Source organism: Pseudomonas gingeri (genome assembly GCF_013385635.1).
GTDB lineage: Bacteria > Pseudomonadota > Gammaproteobacteria > Pseudomonadales > Pseudomonadaceae > Aquipseudomonas > Aquipseudomonas gingeri_A.
Window position 1 is genome coordinate 1 of record NZ_JACAPR010000020.1, and the last position, 20,215, is coordinate 20,215.

11 protein-coding genes are annotated in these 20,215 nt (G+C 52.6%); 8 read left to right on the plus strand and 3 right to left on the minus strand.

The genetic code is table 11. The features are described 5' to 3' along the window. Positions 1 to 126 precede the first annotated feature (126 nt). The 3 genes from HX851_RS44915 to HX851_RS44925 all read right to left on the minus strand — a co-directional run bounded on the left by HX851_RS44915 (position 127) and on the right by HX851_RS44925 (position 5,116). Entirely contained in the window at positions 127 to 1,974 is a 1,848-nt protein-coding gene (locus tag HX851_RS44915; RefSeq protein ID WP_177066078.1) for a UvrD-helicase domain-containing protein, read from the minus strand. Next, positions 1,971 to 4,265, minus strand: coding sequence for an AAA family ATPase (locus tag HX851_RS44920; protein ID WP_177066080.1), 2,295 nt, complete (start codon positions 4,263 to 4,265; stop codon positions 1,971 to 1,973). Before HX851_RS44920 ends, HX851_RS44915 begins: the two co-directional genes overlap by 4 nt. A 434-nt stretch (positions 4,266 to 4,699) precedes the next feature. Continuing rightward, positions 4,700 to 5,116, minus strand: a complete 417-nt coding sequence (locus tag HX851_RS44925; protein WP_177066082.1) for a DUF6124 family protein — start codon at positions 5,114 to 5,116, stop codon at positions 4,700 to 4,702. Positions 5,117 to 5,666: 550 nt separating this feature from the next. Between HX851_RS44925 and HX851_RS44930 the strand changes: the two genes are divergently transcribed. The 8 genes from HX851_RS44930 to HX851_RS44965 all read left to right on the plus strand — a co-directional run bounded on the left by HX851_RS44930 (position 5,667) and on the right by HX851_RS44965 (position 20,034). Next, positions 5,667 to 7,130 (plus strand): TolC family outer membrane protein, encoded by a 1,464-nt coding sequence (locus HX851_RS44930; RefSeq protein ID WP_177066093.1) that lies wholly within the window; start codon positions 5,667 to 5,669, stop codon positions 7,128 to 7,130. A 169-nt stretch (positions 7,131 to 7,299) separates the two neighbouring features. After that, complete coding sequence (locus HX851_RS44935) at positions 7,300 to 9,444, plus strand: type I secretion system permease/ATPase (RefSeq protein WP_042935241.1); 2,145 nt, start codon at positions 7,300 to 7,302, stop codon at positions 9,442 to 9,444. A gap of 6 nt (positions 9,445 to 9,450) precedes the next feature. Next, complete coding sequence (locus HX851_RS44940) at positions 9,451 to 10,875, plus strand: HlyD family type I secretion periplasmic adaptor subunit (protein ID WP_017125835.1); 1,425 nt, start codon at positions 9,451 to 9,453, stop codon at positions 10,873 to 10,875. A 108-nt stretch (positions 10,876 to 10,983) separates the two neighbouring features. Further along, a complete protein-coding gene (locus HX851_RS44945) occupies positions 10,984 to 11,553 on the plus strand; it encodes a hypothetical protein (RefSeq protein ID WP_146049244.1) in 570 nt (189 codons plus the stop codon). A gap of 10 nt (positions 11,554 to 11,563) precedes the next feature. Then, positions 11,564 to 17,092, plus strand: coding sequence for an SPM autocatalytic domain-containing protein (locus HX851_RS44950; protein WP_177066084.1), 5,529 nt, complete (start codon positions 11,564 to 11,566; stop codon positions 17,090 to 17,092). A gap of 250 nt (positions 17,093 to 17,342) precedes the next feature. Beyond that, on the plus strand, positions 17,343 to 18,590 hold the full coding sequence (locus HX851_RS44955) for a DUF1173 family protein (protein WP_177066086.1): 1,248 nt from the start codon (positions 17,343 to 17,345) through the stop codon (positions 18,588 to 18,590). A gap of 184 nt (positions 18,591 to 18,774) precedes the next feature. Beyond that, the gene (locus HX851_RS44960; RefSeq protein ID WP_177066088.1) at positions 18,775 to 18,981 is read left to right on the plus strand and encodes a hypothetical protein; all 207 of its coding nucleotides are present in this window, start codon (positions 18,775 to 18,777) and stop codon (positions 18,979 to 18,981) included. Between the two features lie 579 nt (positions 18,982 to 19,560). Continuing rightward, a complete protein-coding gene (locus HX851_RS44965) occupies positions 19,561 to 20,034 on the plus strand; it encodes a hypothetical protein (RefSeq protein ID WP_177066089.1) in 474 nt (157 codons plus the stop codon). The last annotated feature ends 181 nt before the right edge of the window (positions 20,035 to 20,215 follow it).

Below are 20,215 nucleotides of genomic sequence, written 5' to 3' on the forward strand. Positions count from 1 at the left end.
GTTTGGTAGGGGCAAGTCCACTAACCAATTGAAAAACAAGGAATTTTATAAAACTGCCTGATGCCTTAAATTCTTTATAAATCAGTTGGTTAGGATGAAACGGCAACAGCCCCTAGGAGGAAGGCCTCACAGGATTTCGACCTCGCTCTCCTGAAGCCAGCCAGCAGCAACAACGTTTCGCTTGGCGAGTGTAGGCTGGGGTGTGTATACGACAATCGCCAGGCTCTTTTCAGCCCGACTACATGTCACGTAAAGCAGCCTACGAGTACGTGCTAGTGCGTTGTCCTTGCCGTCACGCTCGTTGTCCCGGTCAGTCTTTGTTGGTTCTTTTACACCCAGCAATTTGTCGTAGCTGAATAAGAAGCCGCCTGCCTCCTCATCGTTGATGACGACCATGACTCGTGGAAACTCCAGCCCCTTTACCCCTTGATGTGTACCGTAGGGTGAAAGGCCATCCGCATAACTCGCAAAGGCTGCCAGTTCCGAAAATGGACGCTCAAGGAATAGCTGGTAGGCGTAGTTGGTCATCGCGTTCGTATCTTCAGGATCTGGAGCCTCACTAGGGGCTCCCAGCACCATAGCCCCAACCAGATTGTCAGGAACGTCAAGCAGTTGGGTTTGCAACAGAAGCGTTGCGACCTCGCTCAGTGTTGGATCGTTTTTTTCGAAAAGAGAGAGCAGGGCATGCGTCGCGTCCTCTACACGTTGCATGTGGGCCGATTGATCCCCTGTTGATTGCATTGCATCCTTGCTGAGCAAGGGAGAGCGAGAGCGTACGGCTTCAAGCAGAAGGAAGTGATCGTCCTTTGCGGTAAGAATGGGAAGAACGCCTTCGCTGAAAACGCGAAGTGCGGGCAAGGTTCCATCCAGCAAGCCTGTTTGAAGGTGCTCAACCCCGTATAGGGGCGTGAACAGCTTTTCGAACCCCATCCGCCGTCCAGCCATCTTATGTTCGAGGATCAAGGTTTTTCGGCCTTCAGGACCGGTAGCCCATTCGCCGTCGTCGGTGATTGCAGCCATCGACTGAGCGATGCCTTCCTCAAGATTTGGTGCCTGTTCTTGGCTTTGACTAATGCAGTACATGCGCACTACACCTTCAATGGCATCGGGCTTGGGGGTCTGCTGATGGGTGTCTGCAGCGCGTCGAATCACGTTGATAAGATCTACTACCCTACGAGGGCAGCGGCGATTAACGACCTTTTCAGGTTTCAGCCAGTCATCCGGTATCGCTTTATCAAGGCGCGTTACTCCATGGCCGTAAATCTGTTGCATGGTGTCGCCCAGTAGTCCCAGGCAGAAGCGTGCCTGCGCCAATTGCTGGACTTTCAGAAAAGCCTCCATTACTGGAGCGTGGGTGTCCTGGCTTTCGTCGATCAATACAACTGGGTAGCGGTCTACTAGAACATCCAACAAAGGGCGTTCAGGAGCGAATGCTGCAGTTAACTTGATGACCTCATCGTGATTGAGAGCTTGCCGCTCTCTGTTGTCACCTGTGGGGCTGTAGATGAACTTGGTAATCTCGTCCAGAGTCTCAAGTCTACGTATTTTGCTTTGTAGCTTCCGTCGGTTTGCTCGAGATGTTTTATTGTCGCCTCTCGAGCGTGCTAGCTCGCCCTCGATCTTCCCAATGTCCTGGGCAAGTTTGATCCTTAGCCACTCTCTGATCTCGTTGTCGAATCCTTGAATTAGGCGCCAAGCGAACGCGTGAATGGTCGAAACTTCCACGAGTGGATCAAACTCTAGCCTCCGAAGAACTTCATCGCAGGCTGCGTTTGTATAGGTGATCACCGCAATGCGCCGGCCCTCGAACGTCAGGCGTTCTCGCTCGCGACTTTTGAGTTCGCGGATAGCCTCGACGAGTGAGTGGGTTTTTCCTGAGCCAGCACCTGCGTAAAGAAAAAAGCTCTTCGGGTCTGCCAGATTCAGGCAAGCCTGCATAATGGTGTCGGCATCTGCGACAGCTGCCTCGCTCATGGCGTCACCTCCGCGCCCTCGGGCGGAATTACCAGTAGCTCTTTTTGCTTGCTTCGCAATTTCGACTCAAGCCAGTTGAGGCCTTCACTGATGTATTCAGGGATTTCAAGGTTGGGGAAGTTTTTGTCGCCCAAAACGAGCAACACAAACTCTGCTTTCTTTCCTTCGCGTAATTCGTTGAAAAAACCTTCTCCGACGGCTTCCGATGTTTGCGCTTCATTCAAAATTTTTACGAAGGCCTTCATCAGACCAGTGCCGTTTGTTTTTTCCGCAAAGTGACCGGCGTTGCTAAGCACAAAGCTGTCTTCAAAGGTATTTGGTAGAGCTTGTATTGCTTCACCAGTAGCGGGCAGGTGGGTGGAAATAGGAGTTTGATAGGCGATGCGTACCGAGTACAGGTCGTCGATCTGGTGCTCTTTTTGATTCGCTGGCAGCTCAAGCAGCTCATCCACTGTGCTGCCCAGATGCATCAGTTTCATCCAGCTCCGCAATGTCGGATTGTTCGTAATCTGATCTGCGTTTCTTTGCACCGGTTTTGCCGCTTTATTAAATCCTGCATCGAGGTCTGTAATAACCAGAGTGAGGATGCCAAGCGCGTCAATTAAAGGCCTTAGTCGGTGTGCGTGACTGCCACCGATATCGAGGGTTGTGATGTAGCAGCGGTCAAGGAATGGAAACTTATTCCGCAAAAAATGCGGCAACATCATTCGCTCTGCTGAGCCCTCTACCAAGATGACGGCGTCGGCGAAGAATATGTCTGCGTGCTGTGCCCGCAGATACCTGGTTACGAACTCCTTCGTCTTTGTTCCATCGCCGAACACGTTAGAGAGGTTAGAGACCGTCGACACCGGTACACCGATGCCATACATCCCTGCTGGGAGTCGCCTGAAATACCTAAGGTTCTGGTACTCCACTTCATGAGTTACATGGCTGGAGTGCGTACTCACCAAAAGCTGAGTCTTCAGATTTGGGTAGCGTTCAAGCAAAGCGTCTCGGCATAGAACTTGGTAGGCGTGCCGCACGAACACTTGCTGCACTTGAACATGAAGGTGGGCTTCAGGCTCTTCAATGAGCACGAGGTGGATGGGCTCGACGCGGTCTATTACCTCCGCGCTGGCGGCCCTGGTTTTTCTTAGCCACTCATCCCTAAAACCCATCAGCCGGAAAATCATAGATATCAGGTTTTGATATCCCAACCCGTTAGCGGTCTCTGGTAAATGAAGAGGAGGGGCTCCTGGGGCCCCCTGAATTGAATCCAACTCAAAAAGGACGGCCGCTTCATGGTTCATGCCGTCAGTTGCTGCCAGGCGACTTGCGACTTTGATGCGTGGGTCATTGCGGCCAGGGTAGCCCAATCCCTCGACCTCTCTAATAGCAGATTCGAAGCTGCTACTTAGCCTGGTATCGAATGCCGACTGGGCTGCTTCTATCGCCCGCAACGCTTCGAGATCTGAGATATCTGGGCTGTCACCTGGATCTAGGTGTCGGGAGTAATAGGATCTGAGTTGTTCCGAGAGTTTTCGGGCACCGCTGGGTCTAGTGTTATCGCCTTGATTGTCGTCCGAATGGTCGCCGAATCCCCGCTGTGCATTGATCTCATGTACTCGAATTAATCCACTGAGGGGATTGCTTTCCAGAGGCAGGGAAGTAGGACTCAATTGCTGCATTTGAGCCATTCGAGTCGACTTGTCAGGCTTCTTAAGTTGTTGCGGATCTAGGCGATACCAACGAACCTTGAATTTATCTCCCAGCCGACGGTTCAAGTAATCATGAAGGCTCTGTGGCCATAGCGTCAGCGGGCTACCAGGCGGGTCCTCCTTCCCTAAAGCATCCTCAAGCTCTGCAACCCTCGCGCGCTCCTTGCGATAGTCCGTGTACAGCATATTCATATCATCTGGTTCAAGCAGGAAACGCATTCCCACAAGCCCCCCGCGCCACGCAAAGCTGGGAATGAGATCGCGGATGAAGTGGAACTCTCCTTGATCTGCCGACACCCAGATATCCAGACTAGGGAGCCAGTCGGCCCAGTCCTTGGCTGTAGGAATTTCAAAGTTTGCTGGTGGGTTCTCCCACTCCTTACCAATCTCGTCAAGCTTGGCGAAATGACAAAGAGTCAGATCCTGGAGCCGAAAAGCAGAACCCTTCGAAACCAAAAATCTCCGGAGTGCCAGCATGGCGGAGGATTTGCCGCTGTTGTTGGCACCTACAAGCAGCGTGGTCTCATTAGCGAAGTCAATTCGCACAGAAAGCAGCTTTCGGAAGTTAGATATCTCTACGTGCTGGATGCGCATGGATCGTCCTTGAAAGCCTGAGGAGTGTCAGTTTGCTATCAATATAGCTAGCTGCCTATAACAATCAAAGAGAGAACAATGGAGACAGATTTATTTTTGTAGCTCTAAACGGCTGCTTTTGGCCGATTGCTGCCTGTCGTCATCAGAGGCTGCGTTTTTCATGTCCAATGCGCACGGTCGTCATCATGAGTGCAAATGGGAGAGCAAGTGGAGCGCGGTTTCGTGTCTACTCACGGCTGACGGTACGGCTCAGATCCCGTTCTAGGATCGAAGCAGGAATTGTGTTGGCGGGCGGTGCGGGGTTTGCCGAGTTCAGGTCTTCCAGTTCTACAGACCTGACACTACCGACAAAAGCTTGAGGCTCGGCAAATCCCTTTTTGACCCAATCGGTCAGTGATCGGCAGCCGCAATATCGCTACTGCCGATTACTTGACTTAGGTGTAGGAGGGTGTGGCTGTCCCGTCAAGCAACGCATCCACAACCGTCCTGGACAACGTAACGGAGTGGATCAGCCCCATCAGCAGGTCCCGTTCAAAACCCTCGAGGCGCGGGCAGATTTCATCGGCGTTCAACTCAGCTGATTTGAGCAACTGCGACACCTGAGTCAGCGCTGCCTTGGCATTGACACCGGGTTGAACAGAGAACAGTGGCGGGGCAGATGAGTTGTCGGGCTCCACTGGTTTAACGGCTGCGAAGGAGAGGGCATAGAGGAGCTTGGACAGGAAGTTGCTCGGGGGCTTTGAATCGATCAGGGTCAAAGCTTCATGCATGAGCTTGCTCAGGTAGGTCGCTCTTTCCTCAACACTGGCAGTGTCGCTGGGTGGTGGATCAGGGGTGATTTTCTTGACCATTGTGAATCCTCTGTGTGTTGGAGGCGTTCACCACTTTCGTGTCCAAGCGAAGGGTGGCGAACTGTACGCAGGTTGGACAACCGGGACACAGAGAACCCGGCACACTCGAAAGTGTCCCGCGCACAGCCCGCCATGATGCGAGCACAAAAAAACCGCTATCGCGGTGCTGTACGCACTGTGTGGTCCCGGGTGTCCAAGCCCGATCGCTGAATTTGCAGCGATCTCCGGACTCTAGACACACTGGCAGGCGCACACAATATTCTCCCACGCCCATAGCGTGTAGGAAACCGGCGTATTTTCGGAGGGCTATTTCGCGTCGTTACCAGGTGTTGCGGCAGTTGGGCGGAAAAGGGCGAATACCTATCCAGACATTCGATAGCGCCACTCTCACTGCTTGTGATCACATCTATCTTCGCCAAGCCAAAGCGCATCGGTGGACCGCCTTCGCTTCATACGATTGTTGACCTGCAACACGCTCTAGCATAATTTCCTCGCCCGCGAGGCCACTATGCCCTTATCTCTCCTCCGGGCCTCACAAAAGGACTTGTTCATGACCCGCAGGTATTGCGTCTTCTTGATGGCGTGCATGGCACCTGCCAGTGTGTTCGCGGCGCAATCAGCCTCAGCGCCCTCGGACCGCGCGCAGCTTATGTCCGTCTACCAGGAAGCGGTCACCAACAACTCCGAAATCAAGGCAGCCCGTGCAGGATTCGAGGCGCAGAAGGAAGCCATTCCCCAGGCCCGGGCGAATCTGCTGCCGGCAATCACGACCAGCGCAACCATCGAATCGACACGACTGGAGCGTGATGCACCCGCACTGACGCGCGTGCGCAGCGGAACCACCTACCAGGCCAATCTGCGGCAGCCGCTGTTCCGGGCCGACGCCTGGTACGGCCTGAAGGTCGCCCAGGCCAGCACCTCGCAGGCAGCCTTTGAGCTGTCAGCAGCCGAGCAGGAACTGATCCTGAAAACCGCCGAGACCTACTTTGAGACCCTGCGCGCGTCGGATACGCACGCCGCCGCCGAGGCCGAAGAGATCGCATTCAAGCAACAGATGGATCAGGCCCGCGGGCGCCTCAAGGGGGGCCTGGCGAGTATCACCGACGTGCTTGATGCTGAGGCGGCCTACGATAACGCCCAGGCCAACCGCGAGCTGGCGGCGCGCAAAGTCGATGACGCCTTCGAGCAACTGATCCGTCTGACCAACCACGATTACGCGAGCATTGAGGGGATCGAGCATCAATTGCCCGTGCTGGTGCCGGTGCCTGCCGATGCGAAACAGTGGGTGGATGCCGCGATGAAGCAAAACCTCAAACTGCAGGCCAGTGATTTGGCCGTTGAGGCGGCGGAACAAAGCCTTTCCCAGAGAAAAGCCGGACACGCGCCCACCCTGGATGCCGTGGCGTCCTACCGCAAAGGCGATAACGACAGCTTCGGCTACAGCAACCCCAGCGACTTCGGTCGGGACGGCTATCAGAACAACGTCGCTCAAAGCTCCATCGGCTTTGAGGTCAATCTGCCGATCTACAGCGGTGGTCGGGTCAGTTCCCAGGCGCGCGAGGCTTACAAGAAGCTGAGCCAGAGCGAAGAGCAACGCGAAGGGCAGCGCCGGGAAGTGGTACTCAACACCCGCAGTTTCTACCGGGCGGTGAATTCCGACATCGAGCAGATCAGGGCGCGCAAGAAGACCATCCTCTCCGCGCAAAGCTCTCTGAAGGCCACCAAAGTCGGCGCCGATATCGGCAGCCGCAACACCGTGGACGTCCTCAACGCCCAGCGCCAGTTGTTCACCTCCGTGCGGGACTACAACAACGCCCGCTATGACTACATCCTGAACAACCTGCGCCTGAAGCAGGCGGCAGGCACACTCAGCCCGTCGGACCTGCAAAGCCTTGCCCAGTATCTGAAAGCTGACTACGACCCGCGCCGCGACTTTCTGCCGCCTGAAATGGCCGGTGCGAACCTCGAGCAACCGCGCCCATCTTCGATCCGTAGGGGCGCTGAGGGGCTGTAAAACGGGCGGTTTTCGGTCTTTTTTCATGTCAAATGAAATATTGCATCAAAAATGATACCGGTGATGTCGTTTTGCTCTTCCGCTGGTGAATCCAATCCGCCTATGATCAGCTTTCTCCCAGTTTCACGGGGGATTTCGAGCTTGAAGCCATCGGCAAGGATGCGGTTGTATGCACGGACAGGGCGAGGGGGCTGCGCAGCCTTCGGATACTCTTGATACAGGCCTGGCGTGCTTGGTCATGTTGGCAAGGTTTCACAGCGTGGCTGCATCGGCCGAGCAATTGGCTCACGAATACGTCGCCGAAGGTCAGCGTTTCTCAAGGCCGGAAATACTGCTCGCTGCCAAGCAGTTAAAGCTCAAAACCAAAGCCCTTCGCACCAAACCCGAACGCCTTCCCCAGACCCCTTTGCCGGCCATTGCCTGCGCGGACGACGGCAGCTTCTTCATCATTGCGCGCGTGGACCAGGAGAAAACACTGATCCACGATCCGCGCCTGCAGCGTCCGATCGTGCTCAGTGCCGAGGAACTGAAGGCCCGCTGGAGCGGCGAGTTGATCCTCATCCAGTCCGAGTCTTCGCAGGCCGGCGAGGTGTCGCGGTTCGATTTCACCTGGTTCATTCCCGCTATCGTGAAGTACCGCAAACTGCTGGGCGAAGTCCTGTTGGTCTCGTTCGTCCTGCAGATATTCTCCCTGCTGACACCGCTGTTCTTCCAGGTCGTGATGGACAAGGTCCTGGTTCACCACGGGCTCACGACGCTCGATGTCATCGCGGTCGGGCTGCTGGGCATCATGCTGTTCGAGTCGGCGTTGAGCGGCCTGCGCAGTTACGTGTTCGCCCACACGGCCAGCCGGATTGACGTGGAGCTGGGATCCCGACTGTTTCGTCATCTGGTGACCTTGCCCCTGGCGTACTTCCAGGCGAGGCGGGTGGGGGACTCCGTGGCTCGGGTTCGCGAACTGGAAAACATTCGCAGCTTTCTGACCGGCAACGCGATCACGCTGCTGCTGGACGTGCTGTTCTCGGTGGTCTTCATTGCGGTGATGTGGTTCTACAGTGGCTGGCTGACCCTGATCGTCCTGGTGTCGCTGCCGCTGTATTTCATCGTCTCGCTATTTATCACACCACTGCTTCGGGCCCGGTTGAACGAGAGCTTCGCCCGCGGCGCCGAGAACCAATCCTTCCTGGTCGAAACCATCAACGGCATCGACACCCTCAAGTCGATGGCCGTCGAGCCTCAGATCACCCGCAAGTGGGATAACCAGCTCGCAGCCTACGTGTCGGCCGGGTTCAAGACCCAAACGCTTTCTACCATCGCCAACGAAGCCGTTTCGCTGATCGGCAAGCTGGTCACGGTAGCGACCCTCTGGTTGGGCGCACGGTTGGTGATAGATGGGCAGTTGTCGGTCGGCCAACTGGTGGCCTTCAACATGCTTGCCGGGCGCGTGGCTCAACCGATCATGCGCCTGGCCCAACTCTGGACCAACTTCCAGCAGACGGGCGTTTCGGTTCAGCGACTGGGCGACATCCTCAATAGCCGGACCGAACTGTCCCAGGCCACCCGCAGTGCGCTGCCGACGCTCAAAGGACGTGTGGAGTTTGATCAGGTGCATTTTCGCTACCGTCCGGAGGGTTCCGAGGTTCTGCGCAGCGTCAGCCTGGTGATTGAGGCCGGAGAGGTCATTGGAGTGGTTGGGCGCTCGGGTTCGGGCAAAAGTACCCTGACTCGTTTGCTGCAACGGCTGTATGTCCCTGAGCGTGGGCGCGTGCTGGTCGATGGCATGGACCTGGCGCTGGCCGATGTGTCCTCGTTGCGCCGCCAGATCGGGGTCGTGCTGCAGGACAACATGCTGTTCAACCGCAGCATCCGCGAGAACATTGCGTTGACCGATCCAGGCGCGCCGCTGGAAGCCGTCATGCAGGCGGCCAAGATGGCCGGAGCCCACGAGTTCATTCTTGAGCTGCCCGAGGGCTACGACACCGTGGTGGGCGAGCATGGGGCCTCACTGTCCGGCGGCCAGCGCCAGCGCGTGGCAATCGCCCGGGCGCTGATCGGCAACCCCCGTATTTTGATCTTCGACGAAGCCACCAGCGCCCTGGACTATGAGTCGGAGCGGATCATTCAGCAAAACATGCAGGCAATCTGCAAGGGACGCACGGTGATCATCATCGCGCACCGGCTTTCAGCGGTGCGCGATGCCAACCGCATCGTCGTGATGGACCGAGGGCAGATCGTCGAGCAGGGCAGCCATGCTGAACTGCTGACTCATCAGGCCGGACACTACTCACGCCTCTACCGCTTGCAACAAGGATAAGTTGTCATGAGCCAACCATCGGCAGGTCGAGAGCTGTTTCGACGGTATCGTCGTATCTGGAAGCAGGCATGGGGGCAACGCAAGCTGCTGGATGCCCCCCAGCGTCTTCCCCATGAGGTGCAGTTTCTGCCGGCAGCGTTGGCGTTGCAGGATCAACCCGTCCACCCCGCACCGCGCTACATCCAATGGACGATCATGTTGTTTGCGCTGCTGGCCTTGCTCTGGTCCATTTTTGGTCAGATCGATGTCGTGGCCACGGCCACCGGAAAGATTGTGGCCAGCGGCAAGAGCAAGACCATCCAGCCGAGTGAGGTTGCGGTCGTCAAGTCCATCCAGGTCCACGATGGGCAGGTGGTGAAAGCCGGTGACGTGCTGGTCGAGCTGGACACCAGCGCGACGGGGGCTGACATCAAGCGCCTGAAGAGTGATCTGCTCGCCGCCGAGGTGGATAGCGCACGCGCGACAGCCCTGATCGAGTCCATCCAGACGGGTAAGGAGCCTGGCTCCCTGGCCGGCCATATTCCCCAGGCTGCCCCTGAACAGGAGAGGGCTGCCCAGCGTTGGGTACAGGGGCAGTACCTGGAGCTACGCAGCTCCCTGGAACAGATCGACGCTGAAATTGAACAGCGATCGGCAGAGATTCAGTCCACCAGGGCGACGTTGGCGTCGTTGCAGAAGACGCTGCCCATCGCACGCCGACTGGCCGAGGATTACCAGCAGATGCTGGAGCAGCAGTATGTCCCGCGCCATGCCTACCTTGAGAAGCAGCAGGCTTTGCTGGACCAGGAGCGGGACATGGCCGTGCAGCAATCCCGACTGGCCGAGGTCGGCGCCTCGAAGAAGGAAGCTGAACGCCGAAGGGCCGCTCTGCTGGCTCAAAGTCGGCGAACGATGCTGGACCTGCAGCAGCAGTCCGAGCAAAAGGCCGCGTCACTGACCCAGGAACTCAACAAGGCCGAGCAACGCGATCATTTGATGAGCCTGACCGCGCCCGTGGATGGCACCGTTCAGCAACTGGCGGTGCACACCATTGGTGGCGTGGTCACCGCCGCACAGCCATTGATGATCATCGCCCCGAGCGATCAGCCGGTGGAAGTCGAGGCGATGTTCGAGAACAAGGACATCGGCTTCGTCCGCCCTGGGCAACCCGTCACCGTGAAGGTGGAGACTTTCACCTTTACCAAGTACGGGGCCGTCGATGGCGAAGTGATCAGTGTGTCCAAGGACGCCATCGAGGACGAAAAGCGTGGCCCGATCTACAGCAGCAGGATCCGCCTGCTCAAAGACAAGGTCACCGTACAAGGCCAGGAGGTGTCGCTGTCTCCGGGTATGTCGGTGACGGCAGAAGCGAAAACGGATAAACGGCGCGTGATCGAGTACTTCCTGAGTCCGTTGGAAGCTTATGCGAGTTCGAGTTTGAAGGAGCGATAAATGCTATCTATGGTAGTGGTCATGCACTTTTATAACTACAGTGGCAAGTAAAATTGCCTTTCTTTGTTAGGTAGTGTTTTTTTTATTGTTTTTTTCTGAGGTCTTTCGATGAGCATTAATTTTAAAAATGTTTTGTTGATTTCGGGGGTAGGCATAGTAGGTTTCCTATTCCTGTTAAGACTTTATATCATGCAAAATTCGAGCGAGTCGGACCATTGGTCTGCTGGACGGTGTGTGTATGGCCCATTCGAGCTAAAAATAAATGAGCATGATTGCTCTAGAGTCAGGTTAGGTGGGGGGGAGGTTCTGACCCTTGGCTATGATCTTGATGGTTCTAAGTTGATTCGTGACGGCGCGGTTGAAGGTAATAAAGTTACAATAAGGATAAGGCCTCGGGGCAATTCTCTCGGGCGCTCGTTTTTAAATATTGAAGGAATGCAGCCGATCAAGTCGGAGCATGGCCGAAGCGTATATATGGTTAAAGGTGAGAAGGTAGTCGTTTTTCAAGGAGAGGATGGCGGGCAGGTCTATGTTGATACAGTGATTGCTACTTATGAACTAGATCGCATATACAGAAAAAAATACGAGGTCCTTTATCAATTTGATAAATCTATTGATGATTTTGAAAATGTTGATAAAGCGGTTTTGGAATTGTTGGATAAAATAATCGTTCGGTGAGAGGGAAATCATGAATCTTATAAATATGACGTCGGACCAAGTTTCTACCCTGAGTGGTCTTCGGGAGCAGGGAGACTATCCAGGCGCCTATAGATATCTTAGGAGTCTGGTAAATAATCAGTTGTTTTCTGCTGAGGGTGGTGGGGCTGATGCTTCGAGCCTTGTAAAGATTTCGAACTGGCTAACGGCTGCGGAATCAATCAATAAAAATGATGGTAGTTTTTTTAGCGATACGGTTCGTGGTTCGGTTAGGTTCGCAGGAGCGGCAAGTGGGAAAATTATTGGTGACTCTGAATTTCAGGTTGCCTCTGATGTGCTGGCTAATCAAGTAATTTCTGATGTTTTGGATCGTGGTGGCATACCTGAAGCCGGTTATATTATTGATGCAGATGTGCAATCCGCCGTTATCGGCTTGAAGCTTGAAAAGTGGAACTGGGCAGGGACAATTGGGGATTTTTTACCTTCTCCTTTTGGGTTGGGAGAAGATTACGTTCAGGTTGAAGGCGATTCTTTCTCCGAATATATGAAGAATCTGACCGAGGCGATGCTTCAGAATGCGGCAGGCTTGTCAAAATGGCTGGGTATTGATGCACCTATCGGATCTGTCTTTGAATGGATGTGGGGGGATCTTGGTTTAGATAAGTTTGGTCAGGCATTAGGGAGTTCAATCTATGACCAGATATCCTTTGGTCAGGGTCTAATTGAAAGTCTTAAAAAGCAGTTTGGGACGGCAGAAATTACCCGTAGTCCATTGATCTTAGATCTTGATGGCGATGGCGTACAGACTATTTCAGTGGGACAGGGCGTTAATTTCGATCTTGATGGGAATGGTTTCGCAGAGAAAACAGGCTGGGCAGGAAGGAATGATGGGCTGCTGGTCTGGGATAAGAATGGAAACGGAAAGATAGATAGCGGTTCCGAGCTTTTTGGTAATAATACAAAGTTAAAAAGTGGAGAGAATGCAGCAAATGGTTTTTTGGCACTTGCTGACCTTGATGAGAATCATGACGGAGTATTTGATGCACAAGACTCCGCGTTCTCAAAGTTGAAAGTTTGGCGGGATTTGAATTCTGATGGTGTGGTGCAAAGTGGTGAGTTGGCTGGGTTGAGTGAGTCAGGTGTGTCTTCATTTGATCTAAAATATACGGAGCCAGGAAAGGCCGATGCAAATGGCGATATCTCAAGCTCAGTAAAAGATATTAATGGAAATGAACATCGCCAGACAGGATTTTATACCCGTGCCGATGGAACTGTCGCTGCTATCAGTGATGTGTGGTTCGCTGTGGACGGAGCGAATACAGTAGATACTCAACTCGTAGAGGTCTCAAATGACATCCGTGCACTACCCGATATTTTAGGTTTTGGTAACGTTCATAGCTTGCATCAAGCGATGGCGCGGGATACGACTGGGAAATTGAAGTCGTTGGTGGAAAGCTTCTCGAAGGAAACAAACCCCGACCTGCTTCATCAGATTGTGCAGGAAATAGTCTATCGTTGGGCAGGCGTATATGATATTGATCCTAAAAGTCGCGCAGCTACGCAGATTTATGGGAACGTAATTGGCGATGCAAGAAAGCTGGCGACGCTTGAAACTTTTTTAGGTGAAAGTTATCTGGGAACATGGTGCTGGGGAGCGAGGGACCCGAATCCGCATGGTCCGGCAGCAGCTATTTTATTACAGGGTTTTGATAATCTCACATCGGCAGTTTACGATAAATTAATGTTTCAAACGCATTTTGGCTCATTTCTAGATGGGCTGAAAATCATTAAGACCAATGATGGTGTTTCTTGGGATGTGTCGTCGATAGTTGGAAAGCTAAAAGATAGATATGATTCGAATGAAGCGGCAGGTCAAGAATTTTTCAAGACCTTTGGAGAGAGCTTAAGTGGTCTCGGAAGCTTTGGGCTTGAACTGTTGTCTAAACTTAGGGGTGTCAATCCTACAGGTGTAGTGGGTTTTGATAACTTGATGATGGGTATCGGTATTCGTAGTCTTGTTGGAGGCAGCGGTAACGATGTTATTAATGGAACAGATGCCGACGATGTGATCTTGGGTAATGCGGGTGGGGATCGCATATATGGCGGTGCAGGTGATGATCATCTGGTCGGTGGTGTCGGTGATGATTATCTTGTCGGAGGAGATGGTAGCGATACCTACCATTTCTCACGAGGAGATGGGCATGACACCATTCTCAACGCAGATCAGGATGCTGAAGGCACAAAGCTTGATAGGTTGGTTTTCGGTGTAGGTATTAAAAGTTCTGATGTCAGCGTTAAGCGCAATTATTATGATCTTGTTGTTCAGGTAGATGGTGGTGCGGAAAGTGTCACTATTCAAAGCTATTTTGATGAAGATACGGTCGCAAACCACGGTTATGCTGTCGACGAAATTGTTTTTTCGGATGGTACTGTTTGGAGCGTGCATGACGTAAAAGCAATGCTTGTACGGCCCACTGATGGTGATGATCAAATATTGGGGTATCGTTCTGATGATGTGCTATTTGGCGGGCTGGGCAACGACACGATTTTGGGCAATGACGGAGACGATCTGATCACTGGCGGTAAGGGTAATGACTTTTTGGTCGGAGGTTCAGGGGCTGATGTTTATCACTTTGAAATTGGTGACGGGAAAGATGTAATTCTCGAAACTTTTGAACCGCAGCAGGAATTAGAAGGAAAGAAAAAAGATAGAATTAGTTTTGGTCAAGGCATAAACGCGTCCGATTTAAATTTTGAAGTTGGCTATGGTGCCGACGGCACTTCGGTACTGCAAATAAGCTACCCGGGTGGTGTTATTTCTGTTGTTGAGGGTATGTTGGGTGCGATAGGTGCTGTGACATTTTCGGATGGATCGTCAGTGGAATTGTCCTCACTGATCGCGCAGTCCCCGATCAAAGCGAACCTAGGAGATTTAGGTCATGAGTTCTTTGGGTCCTCGCGGAATGACGAAGTTAAGGGAGGAACTGGAAATGACAAAATCTATGGTGGTGACGGGGCAGACACCTTATTGGGAGGGCAAGGTAACGATTTGCTATTTGGAGGTGCTGGCGATGATTGGCTCGATGGCGGTAGCGGAAGTGACCGGCTAGATGGAGGGGAAGGGAACAACACATTTGTATTTTCAAAATACATGGGACAGGACACGTGGATAGCAGCCGAAGGCAGTCTGAACACTGTTTTGGTTTCAAAGGATATCTCTCCCTCTGAACTGCTCTTTGAACGAAGTGGTGATGATTTAGTCGTTAGCTATTTATACGAGTCTGCTAGCAATACTAGGTTAACTAATTATTTTTCCAATCCTGGCCTATGGAATATTTCATATGGCGGGGCTTCTCCTTTGTCATTGTCTCAGGCGATTGACTCTAGTCAGGCTAATCCGTTATCTCAAACTGATTATTATGCTGGCATATTCAAAGAGCGGATTTTAAACGGTCATGTCAGGCAGTTGCTGATTGATGGGTATGAGGGGAGGGATGGACTATATTCTTACAATAAAGTTCTAGTTCAGGGGAGGATTACATATTATCAGGACTCTAAATATGACGTTCGATTTGTAGAGGGGGCGCTGCAAAGAAGTGTAGGCGGTATGCAGGGTGGTAATGGTGAAAATGCTGTTTTAAGTTCGTATTTTACTGAGTCAACAGAGTCTAGTACGTTTGAGCAGGGGAGTACATATAGTACATCTTATAGAAATAGTAGCGGAGGGTTGTCTTATTGGACGTTTAAGTCAACTCAAATTCTTGTTGAGGCTGGTGAAAATGATCCTGATGTCAAGTTTATAAATCACTACTCTAATAATTCAAGTGTTATCACCTACTCTGTGATAAAGGGCGGAGATGTTGGTGGGCGCTATAATGTTCAGGGCGGTAACGGATATATAGGCGGAAAAGGTGATGACAAAATCGTTGCGTATGCATTCAATCCAGACGATCCGATAGGTGAAGGAACTTTCCTGGCAGGTGGCGAGGGGAATGACACACTGGTTGGTAATTGGGGAGATGACTTTCTTTTAGGTGGCGCAGGGACCAACTATTTGTCGGGGGGGGATGGGCGCGACACCTACATTATTGATGGCAATCAGACGAAAGATATCATTGTTGATATCAACCTCCCCGTACGTGATTGGATGACTGGCAGGTGGAGTTACCCGAATAACTCCTTGGGGTCGAGTGATGTTGTGGTTTTGCCGGGCGGCGTGAAATTTACTGATCTGTCTTTTTCCTGGGGCGCCGAGGTGGTAGAGGACATTGACGGATATAGAATATCGGCTGGCTATTCGGGGACGAGCAGTGACGGAATTCGTGTTGCGACTCAAAAAACAACACTGGATATTCGTTGGGGAACTGATCACTTGGTGCGAATAGCAATGCCAAACAGTACTGATTTTTTCAGTACGGGTATTGAATATATTCAGCTTGCAAGCGGGGAACGTATCAGCACTGCTGAACTGATACGTCAGGCCGGTATTGGAACGGCTCCAGACCTCCATGAAAATGGCATGAATGTCACTTACAATGGTCTGGTACAACTTTCCAGTGCCAGTAACGATTTATCATTTTCCGGTGGAAAGGGAAATGATTTTATTCGTGCTACACATGGCGAGACCATTTTCGGACGAGAAGGCGATGATGTATTAGAAGGTACTAACCTGGTAGGCGGTGAAGGTAATGATACCTTTTCGGTTTATAAATTCTCTGGCGAGCCTTCTCGTGGGTATTTCGATGGCGGCGCGGGAGATGATATTTACTTCTTTGGCGCTTCTGATGCGGGCGGGGAAGTTATTGTTGGTGGAGGATATGATGGTATCGTCTTCAATGAAGGGGTCGACTTAAGTCGATTGAGCTTTCATCGGCAAGATAATAGTTTGTTGATTCTAGTTGATGGTGATTTGGATCACTCTATCTCTGTTGCGAATCATTTTGCTGATAATGACTCACGATTGTCTTATGTTAAAACCTCAGCGAACGAGTTTTTGGATTTTAATCAAATTGATTCGCTGCTTAGTCCTTTGCCGGAGCCTCCTGGTCCTATTTTTGGTACTGATGGCGATGATACGTTGATAGGTACTAATAAAAACGATGTGATTATAGGTGGGAAGGGGAATGATTTTCTGTCCGGATTGGGTGGGCATGATTTTTACGAGTTTTCGCTCGGTGATGGTCAGGACATCATATACAACGACTCGCTAAATCCTGATCAAGAAGAAGATATTCTTGCAATTGTCGGAGGGTCGAAATTTGATGTCTGGTTGTCTCGGCAAGATCAATCATTGGTGCTGGATTTTTTAGGGGGCGATGATAAGATAACTATTAAAGACTGGTATGCTAGCGATAGCCACAAACTTGATTCGGTGATGATGGGGTCTGAGGTCCTCTACTCACAACAGGTCGATATGCTCGTAGAAGCAATGTCTAGTTTCGGGGTTCCTGCATCAGGCAGCATCGAGCTTACCCCAGATCAGCGCGACCGAATGGATATGGTTATTGCCAATAGTTGGCAGCGCCTAGGAGGTGGTGGCGGAACTGACGTACCTAAATAAGTTGACCTGACCTGGCCGATCCGCAGTGCGGTATAGAGCTGCGGATTTTGGATTAACCTCAGTCGGACTTACTCTTTCAGAATTTTTAACCGGCAGCCGTAATAGTGGGCTGCCGGTTACCTCCCTAGATGCGCGTACCCCAGTATTAAATACTTTGTAACGCCCTGGCAGTTAGAGCTGCACCATTGGCAGGTTACAGTCGATCAACAGCGCCCGCTGAATGATCGATTGAGGCAAGGAGAGCCCTGGCATGGTGTATGAGCGATTCCCGGTCGTGATTGACGGCAAACCCTTCTCGACGGCTTTCCAGACCCAGGACGAGTTCGCCAGCGGCTGGAAAGCCGTGCTCGAAAAAGCCTATGGCCGCACCCGCGCCGTGTGCCGTTGCCCAGGCAAGGGCGAGCGCAAGCTGGCGATCAAACGCCGCGATGAAACCGATGGCTTCCACCTGGCCCGATTCGCCGGTACAGGCCCCGAGCACGCCAACGAATGTCGCTACTACGCCCCAGCACCTGAGCGCTCAGGCATGCAGGGCTATGAAGCCGGTGTGGTCGAGGAGGGCGACGACGGGACACTGCGGGTCCGACTGGCCCGTGGCTTGGTCGAGCTGCCGGCCAGGACTGGCAGTGCCGGCAGGGACGGTGTCATTCATAGACCCTCCGCTGGCGACCGCAAACGCTCCATGACACTCCTGGGCCTGCTCTGCCTGCTGTGGCAGGAAGCCCGACTGAACATCTGGTACCCAGCCATGGAGGGCAAGCGCAACAGCGGCCAGATCCATGGCGTGCTGCGCAAGACGGCACGACGCATCAAGGCCGGTCGAGTGATGCTCAGCGAAGTGCTCCTGCTGTGCGCTACACCGCGCTCCGGTGCTGAAACGGCCAATAGGACCGTTGTGGAGGCAGTGATCAAGAAAGGCCGACGTGCCGTGGTCATCTCGCCCCTGGCACGCTTTGACACCAGTAAGCACGACGCCGCAATGCCCAAGCTGCCGCTGGCAGGCCCCTATGGCATTCCGTACCTGAAGATGGCCCCTGAGGTATGGGAAGACGCCCAGAAGCGCTTCAGGACCGAGATGGGCGCCTGGAAGCGCGGCGAACGTGTCATGGCCATCGCTCAACTCTCTGTCGAGGCCGGTAAGACCCAGGCCAGCGCCCAGGTGACGGACCTGGCGCTGATGCACATCAGCGAGCGCTGGATACCACTGGATTCCGACTATGAATCCACCCTGGAGAAAAGACTGACCGCCGCCGGCCGCAGCTTCGAAAAACCACTGCGCTACGACGCTGCCGAGTGCGAGTTCTTCCCCGACTTCTGGCTCCTGGACATGAAGGATGATTTCCCCCTGGAAGTCTTCGGCATGAACACCCCCGACTACCTTGCGCAAAAGGCTCGCAAGACCCAATGGTACAACCGGGTTTACGGTCCTCTGGGGTGGTGGAGCTGGGATGTCATGGCTGGTGAACGTGACATCCAACTACCTGAGCTACCTAAATAATCACCCCCCCCTGCTCAGCCTGTTGATCTGCCAGGGAACCGAAAAAGGCGCATTCGAAAGCAGTGTTTGACAGGGCCGTGTTACAAGCCGTATTTGGCGGCTGTAGAAGCAAAACTTCTAGGTGCCTTTAGTGTGTGTAGGTATGCTGTGGGGGCTGCTAATGGATAGAGGGAGGCGCTATTGAATGGGAGATGTATTGGCAGGTTTGATTGTCACTGCTATTTGCTTTCCTATTGGGTGGCCGATAGTCAAGTTGGTGACGTTGGGCAAGTACCCCTCCAGAGGTTCTTGGTTTGCTAGTACTGCGCAAGCTCAATGGACCACCATGACAGGATTTGCTTTTCTAATCATTGCAGTGATGGTCGCGTTGAAGCAGTTTGATGTTTTTTAGGATTGATAACAGTGGTTTTCTGGTTTTAGTGTATGAAGCTTGGTCTTAAACATTGTGGGGATAAATAAAAAACACCTGCAATACGTGCTGATTGTCGCAATAGCACAACTCTCTGTCGAGACCGGTCAAACCAGCCTCGTGCCCCTCTCATACATTTCACGTTAATACATATCAGCGAACACTGGACTTCTTCGACTCCGAGTACACGTCCATCTTGGGGGAAATTGTTCTCTGCCTGACTCAGCTTCGAAATACCGCTGTGCTATGACGCCGCCGCATTCGAATTCTGCCCTGATTTAGGCTCCCGGACATGAAGGAGGTTTTCCTTTGGAGATCTCCGGCATGAATACGCTCGACTACCTCGATCAAAAAATGCAAAGCGGAATGGTTCAACCAGGTCTATGGTCCTCAGGGCTGGTGGAGTTGGGATGCGACGTAGGATTGCATAGGAGACGTGGTTTCCGATCTGCCGACATGAAACACGGGTCATCACCACAATCAGTCTGTGCGAGGACAGACAAACGATGATGGTGGTTGGCATAACTCATAGAGTGAGGTTTTTTAACAAGGGAGTGGGAGATGCCTTTTGAAAGTGCCAACTGTTATGGCTATGCTTGGAACGTCAATCTTAACTTCGATCCTGGGTCAATTGCCATGAACAAAGACGTCCGTGCGGGAGTCGAAATAGATCATGACGGAACTCTTGAGTCGGCCAAAGCAAAAGTCATGGAAGCGTGTCGCAGAGATGGGTTGACGGACGTGGCAGGTGCCTTAAGCTATCCGATAGCAATATTTATCAATAAGTATGCAGAGCACTACGACTTTCATTTTTATCGATACGGCCCGAATAAATGGAGTCATAAAATGGGCAGCAACCCAGACGTTGAGATTGTAGAGGATATTGAGGATCCCGTGGCATATAACCTCCTTCTCGTAAATACATTAGACCCTAACAAAGATCTGATCACGGGCCAGCTATATTGCGGTGTACTGTACCGTCCCAATGACCGGACCGATCAGCAAATCTCGAATGCTGTTGATGATCTGGACTGAAGAGGTCTTAGTGGATGCGTGTACCTACTCATACCCGTCTTCTGGATGCTTAGGCCTGCCCAGTGTCGAGTTGGAGAATGGCTGCTTGACGGACCGCGTGCGCCACTCTGAGACGCCAGTGCACACCTGTCAAAAATAGAAAACCGCCTACTCACCCCAAGAGGTGAGCAGACGGTTCATG

Bases quoted from the DNA above. Each gene is read 5' to 3' on its own strand.
- HX851_RS44915 (WP_177066078.1), bottom strand. From the start codon at position 1,974: ATGAGCGAGGCAGCTGTCGCAGATGCCGACACCATTATGCAGGCTTGC.
- HX851_RS44920 (WP_177066080.1), bottom strand. From the start codon at position 4,265: ATGCGCATCCAGCACGTAGAGATATCTAACTTCCGAAAGCTGCTTTCT.
- HX851_RS44925 (WP_177066082.1), bottom strand. From the start codon at position 5,116: ATGGTCAAGAAAATCACCCCTGATCCACCACCCAGCGACACTGCCAGT.
- HX851_RS44930 (WP_177066093.1), top strand. From the start codon at position 5,667: ATGACCCGCAGGTATTGCGTCTTCTTGATGGCGTGCATGGCACCTGCC.
- HX851_RS44935 (WP_042935241.1), top strand. From the start codon at position 7,300: ATGCACGGACAGGGCGAGGGGGCTGCGCAGCCTTCGGATACTCTTGAT.
- HX851_RS44940 (WP_017125835.1), top strand. From the start codon at position 9,451: ATGAGCCAACCATCGGCAGGTCGAGAGCTGTTTCGACGGTATCGTCGT.
- HX851_RS44945 (WP_146049244.1), top strand. From the start codon at position 10,984: ATGAGCATTAATTTTAAAAATGTTTTGTTGATTTCGGGGGTAGGCATA.
- HX851_RS44950 (WP_177066084.1), top strand. From the start codon at position 11,564: ATGAATCTTATAAATATGACGTCGGACCAAGTTTCTACCCTGAGTGGT.
- HX851_RS44955 (WP_177066086.1), top strand. From the start codon at position 17,343: ATGGTGTATGAGCGATTCCCGGTCGTGATTGACGGCAAACCCTTCTCG.
- HX851_RS44960 (WP_177066088.1), top strand. From the start codon at position 18,775: ATGGGAGATGTATTGGCAGGTTTGATTGTCACTGCTATTTGCTTTCCT.
- HX851_RS44965 (WP_177066089.1), top strand. From the start codon at position 19,561: ATGCCTTTTGAAAGTGCCAACTGTTATGGCTATGCTTGGAACGTCAAT.